Annotated in this window: 17 protein-coding genes; 8 read left to right on the forward strand and 9 right to left on the reverse strand. The window is 33.2% G+C overall.

Going from position 1 to position 19313, the window contains the following annotated elements:
• Positions 1 to 704 precede the first annotated feature (704 nt).
• The 3 genes from EG348_RS15735 to EG348_RS15745 all read left to right on the forward strand — a co-directional run bounded on the left by EG348_RS15735 (position 705) and on the right by EG348_RS15745 (position 5004).
• Positions 705 to 1481, forward strand: coding sequence for a hypothetical protein (locus tag EG348_RS15735; RefSeq protein WP_123983938.1), 777 nt, complete (start codon positions 705 to 707; stop codon positions 1479 to 1481).
• Between the two features lie 313 nt (positions 1482 to 1794).
• Positions 1795 to 3444, forward strand: coding sequence for an ABC1 kinase family protein (locus tag EG348_RS15740; RefSeq protein ID WP_123983939.1), 1650 nt, complete (start codon positions 1795 to 1797; stop codon positions 3442 to 3444).
• A 207-nt stretch (positions 3445 to 3651) separates the two neighbouring features.
• Entirely contained in the window at positions 3652 to 5004 is a 1353-nt protein-coding gene (locus EG348_RS15745; protein ID WP_123983940.1) for a DEAD/DEAH box helicase, read from the forward strand.
• 30 nt (positions 5005 to 5034) lie between these two features.
• On the opposite strand, the gene EG348_RS15750 is transcribed toward EG348_RS15745, so the two are convergent.
• The 8 genes from EG348_RS15750 to EG348_RS15785 form a co-directional block, all read right to left on the reverse strand.
• Positions 5035 to 5469, reverse strand: a complete 435-nt coding sequence (locus EG348_RS15750) for a lipocalin family protein (RefSeq protein WP_123983941.1) — start codon at positions 5467 to 5469, stop codon at positions 5035 to 5037.
• A gap of 190 nt (positions 5470 to 5659) precedes the next feature.
• A complete protein-coding gene (locus EG348_RS15755; protein ID WP_123983942.1) occupies positions 5660 to 6559 on the reverse strand; it encodes a tetratricopeptide repeat protein in 900 nt (299 codons plus the stop codon).
• A 9-nt stretch (positions 6560 to 6568) separates the two neighbouring features.
• Positions 6569 to 7225 (reverse strand): GDSL-type esterase/lipase family protein, encoded by a 657-nt coding sequence (locus EG348_RS15760; RefSeq protein ID WP_123983943.1) that lies wholly within the window; start codon positions 7223 to 7225, stop codon positions 6569 to 6571.
• Positions 7226 to 7296: 71 nt separating this feature from the next.
• Positions 7297 to 7767 (reverse strand): lipocalin family protein, encoded by a 471-nt coding sequence (locus EG348_RS15765; protein ID WP_123983944.1) that lies wholly within the window; start codon positions 7765 to 7767, stop codon positions 7297 to 7299.
• A gap of 206 nt (positions 7768 to 7973) precedes the next feature.
• A complete protein-coding gene (locus EG348_RS15770) occupies positions 7974 to 9137 on the reverse strand; it encodes an iron-containing alcohol dehydrogenase (RefSeq protein ID WP_123983945.1) in 1164 nt (387 codons plus the stop codon).
• Between the two features lie 255 nt (positions 9138 to 9392).
• Positions 9393 to 9974, reverse strand: coding sequence for a hypothetical protein (locus EG348_RS15775; protein WP_123983946.1), 582 nt, complete (start codon positions 9972 to 9974; stop codon positions 9393 to 9395).
• Positions 9975 to 10037: 63 nt separating this feature from the next.
• Positions 10038 to 10442 carry a hypothetical protein gene (locus EG348_RS15780; protein ID WP_123983947.1) on the reverse strand — a complete coding sequence of 135 codons (405 nt, stop codon included), beginning with the start codon at positions 10440 to 10442 and terminating at the stop codon, positions 10038 to 10040.
• 16 nt (positions 10443 to 10458) lie between these two features.
• Positions 10459 to 11622 carry a DUF4062 domain-containing protein gene (locus tag EG348_RS15785; protein ID WP_123983948.1) on the reverse strand — a complete coding sequence of 388 codons (1164 nt, stop codon included), beginning with the start codon at positions 11620 to 11622 and terminating at the stop codon, positions 10459 to 10461.
• A gap of 124 nt (positions 11623 to 11746) precedes the next feature.
• On the opposite strand from EG348_RS15785, the gene EG348_RS15790 reads away from it, so the two are divergent.
• Positions 11747 to 14281, forward strand: a complete 2535-nt coding sequence (locus EG348_RS15790) for a phosphoenolpyruvate carboxylase (protein WP_123983949.1) — start codon at positions 11747 to 11749, stop codon at positions 14279 to 14281.
• Between the two features lie 156 nt (positions 14282 to 14437).
• Here EG348_RS15790 and EG348_RS15795 read toward each other — a convergent pair whose 3' ends face one another.
• Entirely contained in the window at positions 14438 to 16051 is a 1614-nt protein-coding gene (locus EG348_RS15795; RefSeq protein WP_123983950.1) for a S8/S53 family peptidase, read from the reverse strand.
• A gap of 86 nt (positions 16052 to 16137) precedes the next feature.
• Here EG348_RS15795 and EG348_RS15800 point away from each other — a divergent pair, with 86 nt between their 5' ends.
• From EG348_RS15800 to EG348_RS15815, 4 genes are all read left to right on the forward strand, one after another.
• Complete coding sequence (locus EG348_RS15800) at positions 16138 to 17262, forward strand: DegT/DnrJ/EryC1/StrS family aminotransferase (protein WP_123983951.1); 1125 nt, start codon at positions 16138 to 16140, stop codon at positions 17260 to 17262.
• A gap of 3 nt (positions 17263 to 17265) precedes the next feature.
• Positions 17266 to 17715 carry a hypothetical protein gene (locus EG348_RS15805; RefSeq protein WP_123983952.1) on the forward strand — a complete coding sequence of 150 codons (450 nt, stop codon included), beginning with the start codon at positions 17266 to 17268 and terminating at the stop codon, positions 17713 to 17715.
• An 18-nt stretch (positions 17716 to 17733) separates the two neighbouring features.
• Complete coding sequence (galE, locus tag EG348_RS15810) at positions 17734 to 18756, forward strand: UDP-glucose 4-epimerase GalE (RefSeq protein WP_123983953.1); 1023 nt, start codon at positions 17734 to 17736, stop codon at positions 18754 to 18756.
• Between the two features lie 112 nt (positions 18757 to 18868).
• The gene (locus tag EG348_RS15815) at positions 18869 to 19306 is read left to right on the forward strand and encodes an adenylyltransferase/cytidyltransferase family protein (RefSeq protein ID WP_066750249.1); all 438 of its coding nucleotides are present in this window, start codon (positions 18869 to 18871) and stop codon (positions 19304 to 19306) included.
• Positions 19307 to 19313 lie beyond the last annotated feature (7 nt).

The raw sequence follows: 19313 nt of genomic DNA on the forward strand, positions 1-19313 counted from the left end.
ATAATGCTTTTAATTTCTTGTAGAGCTATTTTCTCCATAATTCAAATGGGAGGTTTTACTATAAGTTTCTTTTTTTAGATTGTGGTTTTTTGGCAATTTCCGTCAATCCTTTTTGATGAGGTTTTTCCATAGAATTTATATTAGTTCATAATTAATTTATTATCATTTGACGTTAAACAAAAATATTATATCATGGCGACAAAGCATGTCGTATTATATATAGATGCTATTTTATTTGTTTTGGTTGGAAATTAATTGATAAAACAAAGGCACGGAGCAAAAATCAATCTGTATTAGAGGCACCGCGAAGAGCCCAACAACCAGAAAGAATTTGCCCGTGCCCATATAGGATACACGGGCGTAAGCTTATCACTTTAGGGCTGTTTTGAAAATTCGCGGTTTTCTAATACCTATATGATAGCTTACGCTTTTGTTTTATTAAAATCTGCTGCGAAGATAAAAATATTTTTTAAAAATTGTTAAAGAATTTGTCGGTGAGTAAAGCCTTGTATAGTAGTCGTTTTAATGTAAATAATGTTTTTAATTAAATTTATTAATAAAACAAGAGCTTGGGTATTGGAAAATTAATATTTTTGATTTAAGTCTATTTATATTTTTCAATGTGTTTAATTATGGTGTTTTTATTTGTTATATATGGTATGATTTGTAAATTTGAATGAATTAATCATAATTTTTTAAACGATATGGAATCAAAAAATCAAAACACATATACGAAAGCTGTTAAAAGCTCTGTAAGTGAAACAGGACACGCTAAAAATGCCGCTAATTTTCAAAGCCTCATCTCGTTCTGTATAGGATTCGGAGCTTCTTACAATCCTGTAAAAGATAGCCTTAAAGTGGCAGCACTGGAGGAACTTTTGCTGAACGTACAGAATAAACTGGACAATACAAAAGCCAAGAAAACAGGCTTTGATAATGCAACGAATAACCGTAGAAATGCTTTTACAGATTTAAGATCACTTTCCACCAAAATAGTAAATGCGTATGCCGTGTCCGGAGCAGATCAGCTTGGGATACAGAATATGAAGTCAGTCAATAGAAAAATACAGGGCTCTCCATCAAGGAAAAGCAATGTACAGGCAGAAGATCAACAGCCTGAAACCAAACAGATCTCCAATTCCCAGCAGTCATATGACAAAATGGTAGATCATTTTTCCGGAGTTATAGAGATTTTAGCGCAAAACCCATCTTACAGTCCTAATGAAAATGATCTGAAAATTGCCGCTTTACAGGAAAAGTTGCTGGATATGAAAACAAAAAACGCAGAGCTTATAGATTCATACACCCAATACAGCAATGCGATGCTGGAAAGAAATCAGATAATGTATAACCCTTTATCAGGACTTTTGCAGACAGCAAAAGAAGTTAAATTGTATGTAAAAAGTGTGTTCGGAGCATCGAGTCCGCAGTATAAACAAATTAGCGGGATAGAATTCAAAGTTCGTAAAAGTGATAAATAATAAACCTAGGACTATTTAAATATAAGGATTGTCAGATTTAATGATAATGTAGCTGAGTTTAAAATTCCTGTTAGCACTTGTAATATAACCGTTGGCGGATTCAATATTTAAGCGGGAAATTATAAATTATGCCTTGCCGGTTTTAAAATAAGATATGGTGGATATAATATAATGGATAGCCGTTTCAATATTGGCATTGGCGATCGTAAAACTGCAGATGGACTCCCTAATATTCATAAAGACCTATAAAAATATAGAATAGGAATAATTTTTGGAGTTACTTTGCAACTCAATTTTTTATTGAAAATAGAATATGTTCGATAAGCAACAAAGAAAGTTTAAAAGATCCGCGAGATTAATTTCCGTATTAAGTAAATATGGCTTTAAAGATATGCTCGCAAGAATGAACGGGAATAATAAACAGGAAGAAGATTCCTCAAATTCAGACGACATCATTTCAAAAGGAACAGTGTATGAAAGGATAAGGCTGGTATTGGAAGAACTGGGTCCTACTTTTGTAAAACTTGGACAGACATTCAGCAACAGGGAAGACTTGCTTCCGCCAGAATTGGTGCAGGAACTTCAAAAACTGCAGGATAAGGTGGATACAGTCGACATGAATATACATGAAATTCTTGAAAATGAATTTAATATTTCTGTTAATGATTATTTTCTGGAAGTTCAGAAACACCCGTTGGCAACAGCTTCTATCGCACAGGTCTACAAAGCAACCTTATTGAATGGCAATGAGGTTATTTTAAAAATAAAAAAAGCTGATGTACAGACCGTTATTGAAGATGATCTCCTGTTGATCAAAGATCTTGAAAGACTGATTTCATCTTACTCTGAGATAGGAGAGAAGCTTAACCTGAAACAGGCAATTTCAACGTTTGAAAGATCATTATTAGAAGAGGTTTCTTTAATTAATGAAAAGAATAATATCCTACAGTTTGCCCGAAACTTTAAAAATAATAAACAAACATACGTTCCGAAGATCTACGAAGAATTTTCCAACAACAATGTTCTTTGTATGGAATTTATTGACGGAATAAAAGTAACCGATAAAGCAGCATTGCTGGCCCATAATATAGATCCTGTAAAAATATCGGAAGTTGGTTTACGTTTATTTGTATCTCAGATCCTGGATTACGGATTTTTTCATGCCGATCCTCACGCAGGAAATGTTTTAGTAAAGAAAGACGGTAAAGTTGTTTTTATTGATTTTGGTGCCGTAGGAAAAATTCAGCCGAACGATAAAGAAATCCTTGAGAGTTTAATTGTAAGTTTCGTCGCAAAAAATACTCATAAAATCGTAAGATCTCTAAAAAAGATGGCCATAAGCTATGACATTCCCGATGAAAGAAGGTTTGAAAATGACGTGGAAGATATTCTCAATTTCGTTCACAGTTCTTCTTTAAAAGAGATCAATCCCCAGGCGATTATTAATAAAATGAAAGACGTCTTAAAAGATAACCGCCTCTACATGCCGGATTATTTTTACCTATTATTCAAAGGAATTAGCTTGATCGAAGGGGTAGGACGTACCATCAATCCTGATCTGGATATTGTTAAAAGTCTTAATCCGTACACCAAAAAAATTATCACCAAAAAGATAAATCCAAAGAATCTTCTCAAAAACGGAATGGATAAAATGATGAATTTCACAGATAATGTTGATGAAATTCCCAAAGAACTTCGTTCTGTTCTTCAAAAATTAGATGAAAATAAATTCACCATTTCAAGTGAAATTAAGAATATTGAAAAAACAAATCAACTCATAAAATCAAGCATTGTCAATTTGATCTTAACGATGGTTTTAGGCGCAAACATTATTGCAACCGCGATTGTTTTTGTCTCAGAATCAGGACCTAGAATCGGGGAGATATCATTGGTTGCTTTGTTGGGATTTATTTTTTCGATATTATTGGTAATCATTATTTTATTGAGAATAACTCGAAAATAAAACACAATCTTGTCATTGCGAGGAACGAAGTGACGAAGCAATCTCTACAACTTGAGATTCCTGCGGAATAACAAACTTGCATTATAAATGATTAATCTTATCAGTTTAAGTGTTAAATTTAAAACCAAAACTTTGAAAATGTTTCCTGTTTCCATCTTCCAACTCCCATCCTAATACATAAATAAATTAATTGACTATCTTTGCAAAATGGATAAAATAACTTTTGCAGATTTTGATTTACCGGTTAAGGTTCTAGATGTTTTAGCAGACCTGGAACTGTTTGAACCAACGCCTATTCAGGAAAAGAGTATAGGACCTATACTTTCCGGAAGAGATGTAATGGGAATTGCACAAACAGGTACCGGAAAAACATTAGCTTATTTGTTGCCTGTACTTAAGACTTGGAAATATAACAAAACTGGAAATCCAACGGTTGTTGTTTTAGTTCCTACAAGAGAATTAGTAGTTCAGGTAACTGAAATTGTTGAAAAATTAACAGAGAATATTACTGCAAGAGTTATCGGAATTTACGGTGGAAAAAATATCAATACGCAGAAGCTTTTATTTAACAATGGCTGTGATATTTTAGTTGGAACTCCGGGAAGAATTATGGATTTAGCTATTGATAATGCTATTTCACTGAAAGAAGTTCAGAAACTGATCATTGATGAATTTGATGAAATGCTTAATTTAGGTTTCAGACCACAGTTGACGCATATTTTCGAAATGATGAGAGACAAGAGACAAAATATTCTTTTCTCTGCAACGATGACAGATGCGGTGGACGAAATGTTGGCACAGTATTTTGCAGGTCCTATCGAAATTTCATTAGCGAAATCCGGAACACCGCTTGAAAAAATCAATCAGACTGCCTATAAAGTTGAAAACTTTAATACGAAGATCAATTTATTGGAGCATTTATTGAAATCGGACGCAGATATGTCTAAAGTCTTGATTTTTGCTAATAATAAGAAGCATTCAGATTTATTATTTACTAAAATTGATGAGCTTTTTCCTGAACAGTTTGATGTAATTCACTCAAACAAATCTCAAAACTACAGATTGAAGGCGATGAAACGCTTTGAAAATGAAGAGATCAGAGGTTTGATCACGACTGATGTTATGGCGAGAGGTTTAGATATTTCAAATATTACTCATGTAATCAATTTTGAAATTCCTGAAGTTCCTGAACAATATATTCACAGAATCGGTAGAACGGGTAGAGCGGACAAAGATGGTAAAGCGATTTCTTTTGTAGCTAAAAAAGAAGAACGTCCTGTTTTAGACATCGAATTATTGATGGATAGAGAATTAAAATTCATTGATTTCCCTGAAGGAGTGAAAATTAATCCTAAAAAAATCATTTCAGAAGAAGATGTGATCGTAATGAAAAATCCTGCCCAGGCGAAGCTGTATGATGGAGGAGGAGCTTTCCATGAGAAAAAGGATAAAAACAAAAAAGAAAACTGGGGTGGACCATCAAAAAGAAAGGAACCCAAGAAATTTGGAGCCAACAGAGCGCAACAAAAAGCGATCTCAAAATCCAAAAGAAAGAAATAAACAAAAAAGCTCCCAATTTGGGAGCTTTTGTTATTTTGTAAGAACAAGTATCATGTGATCTTCAATGTTGTCATCATTGAATTGTCCGTAATCTACAACAATTTGGATTTCGTTTGAAGTATGCTTTGCTACGTCATAACTATCTCCGTCGATAACTATCTTTTTGTTCGGCATATCGTAAGAATAAGGTGCTGTTTGTGATCCGAAATCTGTACAGTTATTGGCATCATTTTCAAAAATATGACTCGTTAACTGATTGTTTGCATTAAAATCATACGTACTCTTTTGATTGCAGGTAGAAGCCGTTTCTGTAGAAATTAGATTTCCATTACTTCCTGAAATTTTTAAAGTTTTTGATTGTCTCCATACTCCGACAATATTTATTGAGTTGTTATCATCATCATCGTTACTACACGAACTGAATACAAAAGCTGCTGATACAGCTAGAAATAAGATTTTCTTCATGGTTAGATTAGTTTTTTAATTAAGGTTCACAAAGAAATGAATTTTTTTTTAATTGCTTCAAAATTTTTTCTTGATTGTTTAAAACTAAAAAAGCTCCCAAAAATTGAGAGCTTTTGTTTATTCAAAATTGATTTTGTTATTCTTTAAAATTTCCTTGAATTTATCTGCCTTACCTTCATCTTTCATTTTCTTATATGTATCCAATGATTGCTTCAGCATCAGTTCTGTAGGGTGATTTCTGATCTGTGTAGATGTTGTAAGCTTTAGCCATATAATCCAAAGACTTTTCATAATCTTTTAAATGGTCATAGTAAACCTGACCAATTCCATAATAGACTTCAGGATCACCGGGATGTACTTTATCGAGATTCAGATAGGCATCAATTGCTTTTTGATATTCCTTTTTATACACATACGTCATAGCGATGTTTTGAAGTGGCATTTTGCCTTTAGGATCAATGGTCAAAGATTTTTTATACGCTTCGATCGCTTTATCATATTCTCCGGCTCTTCTGTAGCAGACTCCTAGATTATCCCAAGCGTAAATAAATTGAGGATCTTTCTTTACAGATTGCTCATAGTTTTTAATCGCTTCTTTCCAGTCTTCTTTTTCAGATGCTTCTACCGCTTTATTGTAAAAATCAAGAGCAACGGGATCTTTAGATAGTAGATCATGCTTACTTTCTGCAGCCGTCACCAGATCTCTAAGTCTGGAGCAATTATCCATCAAATGGCTTTCAATTTCATAATAAGCCTGTTTGTAATCTTCAGATTCAGGATTAGAATTAATACTAATATCAATTTTTTTGTTTTTGATATTTCCCTTTTCAATATCAGTTTCCGCCTTTGTCAGACTTTTACTTAGCATATAAGGCAAAACTCTTTCACTGATGCATGAGCTGACCTCATTATTAACGACATCTTTAGTTTTGTTGTAGCCATTAATAGAATCGATACATTTACAGGTGCTTTCAGAAAGCTCTTTCAAAACTTCTTTGTCTGTTGGTGTTTTTTTATCTTTAACTTTCTGAGCAAACACAAAAGAACAAATGAAAATAGGAATTAAAATGGTTAGTCGTTTTTTTATCATGGTTGAAAATTATTTCATATAAGGATTCATCACCTTCGTCCAGATCTGATAACCTTCCGGAGTCATGTGAAGCATATCTTCTACAAAAAGCTCTTTTCTTACATTTCCGTTGGCGTCTTCCATTGCTTTTGTGATATCAATGAATTCTGCATTCGGTTCTTTCTTCATAAAAGCAGCAATTTTTTTGTTGGCTTCCTTCATTTGAGGCCAAAGATTTTCTCTGCTTGGCGAGTATTTTATAGAGATATAATCAACTTCAATGTTAGGAAACTTCTCACGAATTTTTTTGTAGAATGTTTTGTATCGATTGACAACTTCTTTTGCTTTTAATTTATGATTGTCCGCAAAATCGTTTTCACCACAGTAAACAATAATTTGTTTTGGCTGATAAGGAGAAAGCAGATCATTAGCATAATAATTCAGATCCGTTAATCTTGATCCTCCAAATCCTCTGTTGATGATCGTTTTATCGGGAAAATAATTGGCAACATCTGTCCATTTTGTGAAAGATGAACTTCCGACTAAAAGAATAGCATCTTTAGCAGGTGCATTTTCCTGATCTAATTTTTTGAAATTTTGAATGTCCTGCCAGTACATCGGCTTTTTTTCCTGTGAAAAGAAAAGGGCAAAGGTCAGCAATAAGAATGCGGATAATATCTTCTTCATTTTTTAATAATTTTTAGTAATTAAAATTCTTTCTCATAAAAAAACTCCCGATAAAATCGAGAGTTTATGTTTTATCTTTTAAAAGTAGTATAAGTGAGATCGTTGATTGTATCACCGTTAAAATCTCCACTGCTAGGAACTTGCATTAGCTTTAGTTCTGAGCTGGAAAGAACGATCACTTTAAATTTCAGTTGTACATTGTCGTCGTAAGTTATTACCATATCCTTGGTTTCAGCATCATAGGTGTATTTACCCTGACCATTTTGACTGATTTGGCAATCTGCTCCTACACCGCTATAATAAGTATAAGTTGTAGAATAATCAGTTCTAAATAAAGTGGTATTTTTCAACTCACATCCTGAATAAGTATAAAGATCGAGTACTGTTTTATTGTCTTTTCCAGAAACGATTTCTGTTTTAACGTTTTTCCATTCACCTTTCAGAGTATCTAAATCATAACCTTGAACATCATCATCTTCACAAGAACTAAGCGAAGTAAGCGCCAAAGCGGAAAAGGCAAATAAAAGTAGCTGTTTTTTCATTATCACAAATTTAAGAATATGCTAAAATATAAATAAATTTGAAATATTTATAATGAAATTAAGGTTTTTTAAACGAATGTTTGTAAAAAAGATAATTTTTAAGTTGGAAGTTGGGAAGCGGGAAGATGGAAGCCTTAAAAGGTTCGGAAATTTAATGATCTGAGTCTTCAAAAACTTCCAGCATCGAGCTTCTAGCTCCCAACTTTTTAATAACTCATTTCTACAATCTTATAGGCATCTTGTGGAGTCAGTTTCTTATGCTCACCCAAACCTACCCAATTCCTTTCTGTAAAGGCTTTTTCTACTCTTTCTGCAGTACCTTTATAGTCTTCAGTATATTCTGAAAGCTTGGTTTTAATATCAAGACTGTGGAAGAATTCTTCCATTTTTTTGATTCCTAATTCAGCCTTTTCTTCAACCGTTCCGTCTTTAATTCCCCAAACTCTTTCTGCATATTGAGCTAATTTTCCTTTTTTAGACTCAAAATTATAACGGTAATGAGATGGTGCAATTACTGCCAATGTTCTTGCGTGATCAATTCCGTAATAGGCTGTTAATTCGTGACCCATGGCATGAACTGCCCAGTCTGTAATTACTCCTTTCTGAATTAAACCATTCAATGCCATTGTACAACACCACATAAAGTTTCCTGCTGCATCATAATTAAAATCATCAGCCAAAACTTTTGGAGCTGTTTCCTGTAAACTAATCAAGATACTTTCTGCAATTCTTTCCTGTAAATCAGCAGAAGACGGAGCTGTCATGTATTGTTCTAAAACATGAGTATACGCATCTGTTAAACCGTTTACGATTTGTCTTTTTGGAATTGATCTCACAACTTCAGGATCTAAAACAGAAAATTCAGGGAAAAGTCCGGGACCTCCTGAAGATAATTTTTCGTTTGTTTCTCTTCTTGAGATTACATATCCTGAGTTCATTTCAGAACCTGTTGCTGGCAATGTTAGTATAGAACCGAACGGCATTCCTTCACCTTCAAAAGTTCTTACAGGTTTTTTAAGGATTTCCCAAGGTTCACCGGTGTAATTTGCAGCTGCAGAAAGGAATTTTGTTCCGTCAATCACAGAACCGCCGCCAACAGCCAGAAGATAAGTGATATTTTTTTCTTTGATAACTTGTAAAGCTTCCACCAAAACTTCATACTCAGGATTGGCAGGAACTCCGCCGAATTCATGCACATCATAACCTTGTAAAGCTTCTTGTACCTGATTGTAAACACCGTTACTTTTGATGCTTCCACCACCATAAATCATTAATATTTTAGCGTCTTTAGGAATTTCTTTTGAAATCTTAGCGATCTCACCTTTTCCGAAAAGTATTTTTGTTGGATTTTTAAACTCGAAATTAAGCATTGTTCTTAAATTTATTTAAGCCAAATTTACGCAATGCAAAGTGAAAATTGAGTTAAGGAAGTTTTAAAATTCTTATGATTGTGTTTAATTAAAACTATTGAAATTTCAGCATTATGAATTATATGCGAATTGTCATTCAGAACGAAACGAAGTGTAGTGAAGAATCTCAACTTAATATTCTTAATCACTTAATTCAAGCTTAATGTTTAATTTAATAATAGATTCTTCCTTCGTCAGAATGACAGAGTATGGAAATTAGTAAACTCCATTACTTTTTGCATCTAATTTGCCTGTTTTTCTATTGATTTTCACTAAAAAAGACTCTTTTTGCATATCATTTTTAGATTTAGAAACATACATCGAAATATGTTGATTATCAATTTTATAAGAACTTCCCAATCTGTTACTTGTATCAACTTTAAAACCATAGGTTTCTGCAATTAAAATCGCTTCCGGTAGATTGTCAACAGATCCGATGAAATTCCTCAATTGCTGTTCATTATTAAAATATTCCGTTTTGCCGTTTTTACAGGCTAAAATATAGGAAAAACAGTCGCTTGTTGTACATTCTTGAAAGAAACCTTTCCCCGGAGCCGGATCATTGAGTGTCATAAAATCGGGCATCTGACTTTCGTAAATAACAGATTTATCAGGATCAGGATCTTCAATGTTGCGGAGAACTGACCAATATTGATATTTTGTGTCAGGTTTGATGAAAGGGTAGAGGAATTCAGTGCTATCGAAGATTTCGGGGATTTTTTTGTAATCCTCGGAAACCGTTTTTTGAGAAAGGAATAAAACTGGTATTAAAAAAGAGATGATTAAAATAATTTTCATACTTATTATTTTCCTGGACGGGATTTTCCCCATGCTCAGAGACAATTTTACTATTAGCTATTTTTATTCCAAAACAATTTTATAGTATCCTTTTTCATCCGTTACATCAATTCCGACACCTTTAAATGTTAATTTATTGATCTGGTAACCATCACAACCTCCTTTAAATTCAGACGATTGTATTGAAAAATCAAAAACTTTAAGATTGGAATAAAAAGTATAGTTTTTTGTACCATTATAAGCGCCCACATTTTCTAAAATAATTCTGTCGTCAGATGTTTTAGTCAATTGTACGCCGATTTGATTTTCGTCACTGATTGAAAAAGGAGCAAGAGTTCCATTAGTGACCAAGTTTTCACCATCAGCATCGACGAATTCAAAAGCAATAGTCTGAGGAGCATTATAGCAATCGTCACCACAGGCTGTAAAAATAAAAGCCATTACAAGGAATATGAATATTTTTTTCATGAGATGCGAATATATATTAACTTGAAAACTTTGTTTCAAGTTTTTTTATTAATAGATTTAATTTTTTATGAGCTTCATCATTAGCTGTTAGGGTTAAATTTAAATCAAGAATATTCGAATTTCCAGATAGTTCTTCATTTTTTGATTTAATTATTTTTTCTCTTATTTCAAATGGGTAATTCCAAAGCTCTTCAGCAGTATGTCTTGCTATATCGGATAGACATACTTTGAAATCCTCAAATTCAGGATCTATATAAGTACTTTTTATATCAATTATCCAATTTAGTAATTGTTCATATATTTGAGAATATTTGACAGAAGCGTAGTACAAACCTTTTATATCTGAAGGTTTGCCAGGTTCACCAATAAATTTTTGTAACATGTCACTTAAACCTATTAAGTTTGTTATAGTATTAGAGTGTGAAAAGGTTCTGCTTGAAGCCCAAGCTGGTAAATCAAAATGATCTTTTATAAAATGCTTTGGTTCTATTAAGATTGAATATTCAATATCATTTTTCAAAAATTCTTTTTTTTCTATCTCATCAATTAAGGTTTGATATAAAAATTCAAGTTCAAAAAAACTATTTTTTTCTATTAGAATTTTTAAGCATTTCTCACTCAAATTTAGTTTGAAAAAATCTGAAATATCTCTATCAAGTATATTTTTAACTTTTAAACTACTCTTAAATAAATGTGATAATTGTATTTTTAATGTCAGAATAATATCTTGTGATTGTTCAAAGGGAAATGTCCAAATCTTTTTGTTCTCTCTTATATCTGTAATAAATTCAAAAATTTCTTTATTATCTACTATATGAGAGAAATCAGCATCTTTATTATTCTTCCAGAAATTAAGAGCATTTAATGTATTTTTATCTATAAAACAAAAGATTGGAATTCCTTTTTGTTTTGCCATTAAAAACTCAGTATTAGTAATTGATTTTCCATTCTCAATAATACTCCCATATCTATTTCCCACTATTAAAACCAAAATATCGGCATTCTCTTTTACATTTTTTATACAGTTTTCAATAGAGTTTAATTCAGGAGAAATTGGAAAATTATCATATTCAGAAAGAACTGGATTATGCCCAGATTTGGTTATGAAATCGTGTAAATTAGCTCTTAATTGTGATAAATCGTAACAGGTTGAGCTCACAAAAATATTTAGGTTATTCATTTTTTATTGTGTATTGAGTCAAATTTACGTAATTATAATATTATTTAGAAATAGCAATTAAAATTTAATTATTTTTAACCTAAGAATAGAATTAATTCAAACCAAAATCCCCTACATTTGTTATATGATACACGACCAACGCGCAGAAAAATTCAGGCAGATCGTTGAAAATAAATTCCAGATCTACAATTCATTATTTATGAGCCTGCCTTATGATAAAATGACAAATATCGGGATGTTGCTTCCGTTTTTGTATGAAGAAAGTAAGAACGGCTACGAAGCAGGGAAAACGCCTGAACAGATTGTCGAAGAATTCTTTACAAGCCATACAGATCTACAGTCGGAAGAACAAAAACTCGAACTCCTTTTCAAAATCATTCAATATATAGAAAGACAGGTCGTTTTGTTCGACAGTATCGAAGATGCTGCTTTTCCAAGTCTGCATTCAGAAAGTGACAGCGGAACGGTGACCAATCTTTTTGAACGCTCACTTCTGGATCATAAACTGGAAAAAGTACGTGAGAAATTAAAGGATTTTACCGTAAAAGTTGTTTTTACGGCTCACCCAACGCAGTTTTATCCAAGTTCGGTTCAGAGAATTATTCAGGATTTGAGAACGGCTATTACGACCGATTCTGTGACGAATATCGATACCTTACTTCAACAATTAGGAAAGACACCTTTCGTGAATAAAGAAAAGCCGACGCCAATCGATGAAGCGTTGAGTATTATTTCATATTTGAGATATGTATATTATGACACGATTGGGGAATTATTTACGAAGATCAGAAACACTTTCGGAAACGGTCATTTTCACCTTCATGAAGATATTATTCAGCTTGGTTTCTGGCCGGGCGGTGACAGAGACGGAAACCCTTTTGTGACGGCTGATGTTACAAAAAGAGTATCGGAAGAACTTCGTTCAGCTATTTTAAAATCATATTACAGCCATTTGAAATTTATCAGAAGAAGATTGAGTTTCAGGGGAGTTTCAGAGGTTTTACAAAAACTGAATGACGAATTATACGGTGCGATTTTTAATAATGAAAAAATTACAACAGAAGATATTTTAAAAAGAGCCAATGAAGCCGAAAAAATCTTGGTTGAGCATCATAATTCTTTATTTTTAGAGCTATTATTGAATTTCAGAGATCGTGTGAAGATTTTCGGGACGCATTTTGCGACGTTGGATGTTCGACAGGACAGCAGAATTCATCAACAGGTAATTGATGAGGTTCATGCTAAGGTTTTTGGAAATATTGAAGTGACGAATGAAGAGAAATTCAATCAGTTAATTCAAATTTCAGATAAAGTAAATACGGATGATTTTGAAGGAATTGTTCAGGATACTTTACTGACGGTTTCTCAAATCACAGGAATCCAGCAAGCCAACGGATTTAGAGGAATGAATCGTTATATTATTTCCAATTCTGATGCGGTAAAAGATGTGATGAATGTCTATGCTTTCTTCAAAGTTTGTGGCTACAAAGATGAAGAAATCAACATGGATATTGTTCCGCTCTTTGAAACTATGGAAGGTCTTGCCAATGCTGAAAATGTGATGAATGAACTGTACCAAAATCCTATCTATAAAAAGCATCTGGAAAAAAGAGGAAATCAGCAAACAATTATGCTTGGTTTCTCGGACGGAACAAAAGATGGTGGTTATTTAAAAGCCAACTGGGAAATTTATAAAGCCAAAGAAATTTTAACTAAACTTTCCGAAGAAAGCGGAATTAAAGTAGTATTCTTCGACGGTAGAGGCGGACCTCCCGCAAGAGGTGGCGGAAAAACCCACGATTTCTATGCTTCTCAGGGAAATACGATTGCGAATAATAAGATCGAATTAACGATCCAAGGTCAGACGATCACAAGTATTTTCGGAAATAAAGAACAGGCAAAATATAATTTCGAACAACTTTTAACAGCCGGAGTTGAAAATGATGTTTTCAAGAATTCTAAAAAGGATTTAACTGAAAAAGAAAGAAAACTGATCATCGAATTGGCAGATATCAGCTATAAAAAATATTCAGATTTGAAAGCGCATCCAATGTTCGTTCCGTATTTACAGGAAATGAGTACGTTGGAATATTATGGAAAAACAAATATCGGAAGCCGTCCGTCAAAACGCGGTGGCGATAGTGAGTTGAAATTTGAAGATTTAAGAGCCATTCCGTTTGTGGGATCATGGTCGCAATTGAAACAAAATGTTCCCGGATTCTTCGGTTTCGGATTTGCGATGGAAGAAATGAAAAAACAGGGAAGGTTCGAAGAAGTAAGAGATCTGTACAAAGGTTCGGACTTCTTTAAAACTTTAGTTTTGAACTCGATGATGAGTATGAATAAATCCTATTTCCCATTAACTTATTATATTAAAAGCAATCCAAAATTCGGTGCCTTCTGGAATGTTCTTTTCGAAGAATACAACCTTTCAAAAGACATTATGCTTGAATTGACAGGTTTTAAAATGCTTCAGGAAGAAGATCCTTTGTCCAGAAAATCGGTGAAAATTCGTGAAAAAATTGTTCTACCATTATTGAGTATTCAGCAATATGCTTTAATGAAAATTCAAAAAGGAGAAGGCAATAAAGAAGCGTACGGAAAATTGGTGACGCGTTCGTTGTTTGGAAATATTAATGCGAGTAGGAATTCGGCTTAAATTAAATTTTGAACTTAAAGTTTGTCATTCAGAGCGGAACGAAGTGGAGCGTGGAATCTATGCCTACTTTTTTATAGGAGTTTAAATTCCTCCGCAATGAAAAAAATAAATACCATTAATTAAAAAAAACCTCTCGATTCGAGAGGTTTTTCTATTTTATTCCTTTATAAATTTCTCATAATAGACCTTATCCTTCGTCTGAATTTTCAGATAATAAGTTCCTTTTGCAAAATCTTCAACCTTTACAGATTTTTGATTATTAACTTTAGTAATCAATCTTCCAAGATTATCATAAATCTCTAATGATAAAACTTCGCTTTCAGAAGCAATATTTAATATGTTTTTTACAGGATTTGGGAAAATAGCAACTTGCTTTTGTTTTACAATTTCGGATGTATTTAATGTTCCGTTGTATAAACTTCCGAAATTCAGAATTCCAAATCCCATTTGATCGGTATGACTTGGAGATAGGGAAGCAGTTTGTCTTAATTTATTTCTCATCAGATCTCTATTCATCGTTGGGAATGCCTGAATCAAGCAAGCGACTCCTCCTGTAGCAATTGGTGTTGCAATAGAAGTTCCGGAAACTGTAGTTGTAGAATTATTATTAACAGTAAAAGCTCCACTTCCTCTTGTACTTCCGTCCGGTTTTACGACACCGACAGAATTGGGACCATAGGACGAAAATCCTGAAGAAGCTCCTGCAGAATCAACAGATCCAATCGTGAAAACTTTAGCATTGTCAGCGGGCGTTATGATATAATGCCACGGTTGTTGCCCCGAGTTTCCTGCTGCTACGAGAAGGAAAATTCCTTTATTAACAGCAATTTCGGAAGCTCTTGCGATGAATGAAGTGGTTCCGTTCATATTGGCATACGTATAATTGTATCTCGCATCATCGAATGTATTATATCCCAACGAAGTTGTAATAACATCAACTCCTTTTCTGTCGGCTTCCTCAGCAGCTTCGATCCAATAGAGTTCTTCTTCGGGAATTTCAGCGGTTGCATTTTCGCTTCGGTACAAATAAAAATCGGCATCGGGCGCAGAACCTACAAACGTATTTTGTATAAATCCTCCGATAGCTCCCAGAACTACAGTTCCATGCGCATTTAATGAAGGATTATAAATATCTGTACTTTTTGCAGCAAAATCATATCCGCCTTTGATCTGATTATTGGTCCATAATCTTGCGAAGGCTGAACCTGTATTTACAGTCGGGAAACCGCTGTCGATCACAGCAATGGTAATTCCGGTTCCTGTATAACCTGCAAGGTGAAGTTGTCTTAAATTAATTTGATCAATCTGGTCTGAACCAGAACCATAATCAAAAGTTGTTAATGTTTTGCTGGTTGAATAATTAGAATTAAAATCTGCCCATTTATCTATATTCGAAGTTTTGGGAACACCGGACGAATTTCTGGCAAAACTTTCCACTGAGCCAACATAAGGTTGAGCCTGAAGGGTAGTAATCTGTGCCGGAGTGGCATTTACGGCAACTCCATTCAGCCATTTAGAATAATCAGTAACGGTAAATCCCAGATTCTGAATGTTTTGAATGTAAGATTGTTCGATCGGAGCATCCTGATCATTCAGCGAAATTCCTAATGCTGTACGTCTGTTGAGGGACTTTTGGGACAGTTCTGATAATGGATTGGCGTAAAATGCAGTCTTGTTCGGTTTATCATTAAAATAAACAAAAACAAGCTGGGTTTGTGCAGAAACGGCCGAGTAACCCGTTAAGATACAAAAGAGTAAAAGTTTTTTCATGTATTTATTTTGTATAAAGATAAAACAAAATCAATAAAATTTTTGACAGGATTTTAAATTCCTTATTTTTACACAAATATTTATTTATGAAAAGAATTCAGATGGTTGACTTACAAAGTCAGTATTACAAAATAAAGAATGATGTAGATAATGCAGTTTTAAATGTAATGGATTCGGCGGCTTTTATCAATGGCCCTGAGGTAAAGTCTTTCCAGAATGAATTGGAGTCTTATTTAGAGGTAAATCATGTGATTCCTTGTGCGAACGGAACGGATGCTTTACAGATTGCTTTGATGGCTTTAGACCTGAAAGAAGGGGATGAAATAATCACTGCTGATTTTACTTTTGCAGCGACTGTGGAAGTTATTCATTTGCTTAAACTTAAATCTGTTTTGGTAGATGTAGATTACGATACATTCACGATTTCAACAGAAGCGATCAGAAAAGCGATCACTCCAAGAACAAAAGCGATCATTCCGGTTCATATTTTCGGACAGTGTGCGAATATGGAAGAAATTTTAAAAATTGCTGAAGAGCATAATTTATATGTAGTTGAAGACAACGCACAGGCAATCGGTGCAGAATTTACCTTTTCAGACGGAACAGTAAAACAAGCCGGAACAATGTCTACTGTGGGAACAACTTCATTCTTCCCATCAAAAAACCTTGGATGTTACGGAGATGGTGGTGCAATTTGTACGAATAATGATGATTTAGCGCACCGTTTAAGAGGAATCGTTAACCACGGAATGTACGAAAGATACTACCATGATGAGGTTGGAGTTAACTCTCGTTTAGACAGTATTCAGGCTGCGATTTTAAGAAAAAAACTTCCCAATCTAGATTCTTATAATGAGTCCAGAAGAAAAGCAGCTGATTATTATGACGAAGCTTTTGCTGGAAATGAAAATATTTTAACTCCAAAAAGAGCAGAAAACTCTACGCATGTATTTCACCAATATACATTGAGAATTTTGAACGGTAAACGTAACGATCTTCAAAAATTCTTAGCTGAAAAAGAAATTCCTGCAATGATCTATTATCCTGTGGCTTTGAGAAAACAAAAAGCATATTATCAGGAAAGCAATGATGCGGATTTTGTGAACACAGATAAGTTGTTGGATCAGGTAATTTCTCTTCCGATGCATACAGAATTGGATGAAGAGCAGTTGAAGTATATTACGGATGCTGTGTTGGAATTTATGGGGTAAAATATGTTGTATAAGAAAAGAATTTTCAAATATAACTTTGTTTATTTTTTAATTTTAATATTAACCTTTATTCTAAATTTATTTTTTGGTTATATTATTTTTGGAATAACTAAACATTTTGAAGAAATTAAATTATTTTCAGCTGATGGATTACAAATTTCATTAGGGATTCTTTCTTTGATTTTTAATACTACTTCTTTTATTTCATTATTTAAGAAATCTGAAAAAAGTATTTTTTTGCTGAATGTAAATTATTTTATTATTACTTTATTTTTATTTTTTGAAATTTATGTTTATTTAAATAATGGATTTTTTTTTAAAGCTATATTCATTATTTTTTTGAATAGTATTATTTTTATAGGAATAATGTTTTTTCTTATTAATTATTTCAAAATTAAAAGTAATAAAAACAAAATTTATGAAAGTGAAGAAATAGGAACACACAATGATTAAAAATAACAATTACTAAAAATGGCAATACTCGTAACGGGAGGTCTTGGATATATTGGTTCTCATACAGTTGTAGAACTTTTGAATAATAACTTCGATGTTGTTATTGTTGACGATTTATCCAATTCTGAAAAATTTATTTTAAAAAATATAGAAGAAATTGCGGGGAAAAAGCCTGTTTTTTATCCTTTTGATTTAAAAAGAAAGGAACTTCTGACGCAGGTTTTTGATGCTCATCAAATTGATGGATGTATCAACTTTGCAGCATATAAAGCGGTTGGAGAAAGCCAGGAAAGACCTGTCGATTATTATGAAAATAATTTGTTTTCTCTAATTAATATCCTTCAGGAATTTAAAACCAGAGAACTTTCTAATTTTATATTCAGTTCATCTTGTACAGTGTACGGTCAAGCAGATGAAATGCCAATTGACGAAAATACTCCATTGAAAATGCCTGAAAGTGTTTATGGTAAGACCAAACAAATGGGCGAAGAAATTCTGATTGATTTTGCAAAAGCTTACAACAGAAAAATTTCTTTGTTGAGGTATTTTAACCCGATCGGAGCGCATCCATCTGCAAAATTAGGTGAATTGCCAATTGGTATTCCAAATAATTTGGTACCTTATGTTATGCAAACTGCAGCCGGAATCCGTGAAAAACTAAGTGTTTGGGGTGATGATTATCCTACAGTAGACGGAACTGCGGTTCGTGATTATATTTACGTTGTAGATTTGGCTAAGGCTCATGTTGCGGCATTGAAAAGTTTAATGAACAATCAATCCGAAGAATCCACGATTGATATTTATAATTTAGGAACAGGGAAAGGATCATCTGTTTTGGAGGTTGTAAAAGCTTTTGAAACCGCAAATAATGTAGAAGTACCTTACAAAATCTGCGATAGGAGAGAAGGCGATATTACGATTGCTTACGCCAACGCCAATAAAGCAGAAAAAGAACTCAATTGGAAGTCTGAAACGAGTTTGGAAGAAGCGTTAAGAACCACTTGGGAGTGGCAAAAATATTTAGAATCAAGAAATAATTAAGCTTGATTTGTTTTAAATTTAATAACAATAATTATAATTAAAAATACCTTCCTGAATTTAGGTCTAATCCCTTAGAATACCCTTTATTTCAGTGAAATTTTAAATACACATTATGAAAACAGAAAGAATAGGCATTACATTTTCCTCATTTGATTTATTACATGCTGGTCACATCAAAATGTTGGAAGAAGCAAAAACGGTTTGCGATTATCTAATTGTTGGTCTTCAAATTGACCCGTCTCACGATCGTCCGACTAAAAATAAGCCGACGCAAACGATTGTTGAGCGTTATATTCAGTTGAAAGCAGTAAATGCGGTTGACGAAATTATTCCTTATTACACAGAACAGGATTTAGAAGATATTCTAAAATCTTTTGTAATAGATGTAAGGATCATCGGTGACGATTACATGGACAAAGACTTCACAGGTAAAAAATACTGCGAAGAAAAAGGCATAGAAATTTTTTACAATAAAAGAGATCACAGGTTTTCCTCGAGCGACTTAAGAAAAAGAATCTTTGAAGCCGAAATGGCAAAAGCTACAAAATAAAAAAATC

The organism is Chryseobacterium sp. G0201 (assembly GCF_003815655.1).
In the GTDB taxonomy this organism is placed as follows: Bacteria; Bacteroidota; Bacteroidia; order Flavobacteriales; family Weeksellaceae; genus Chryseobacterium.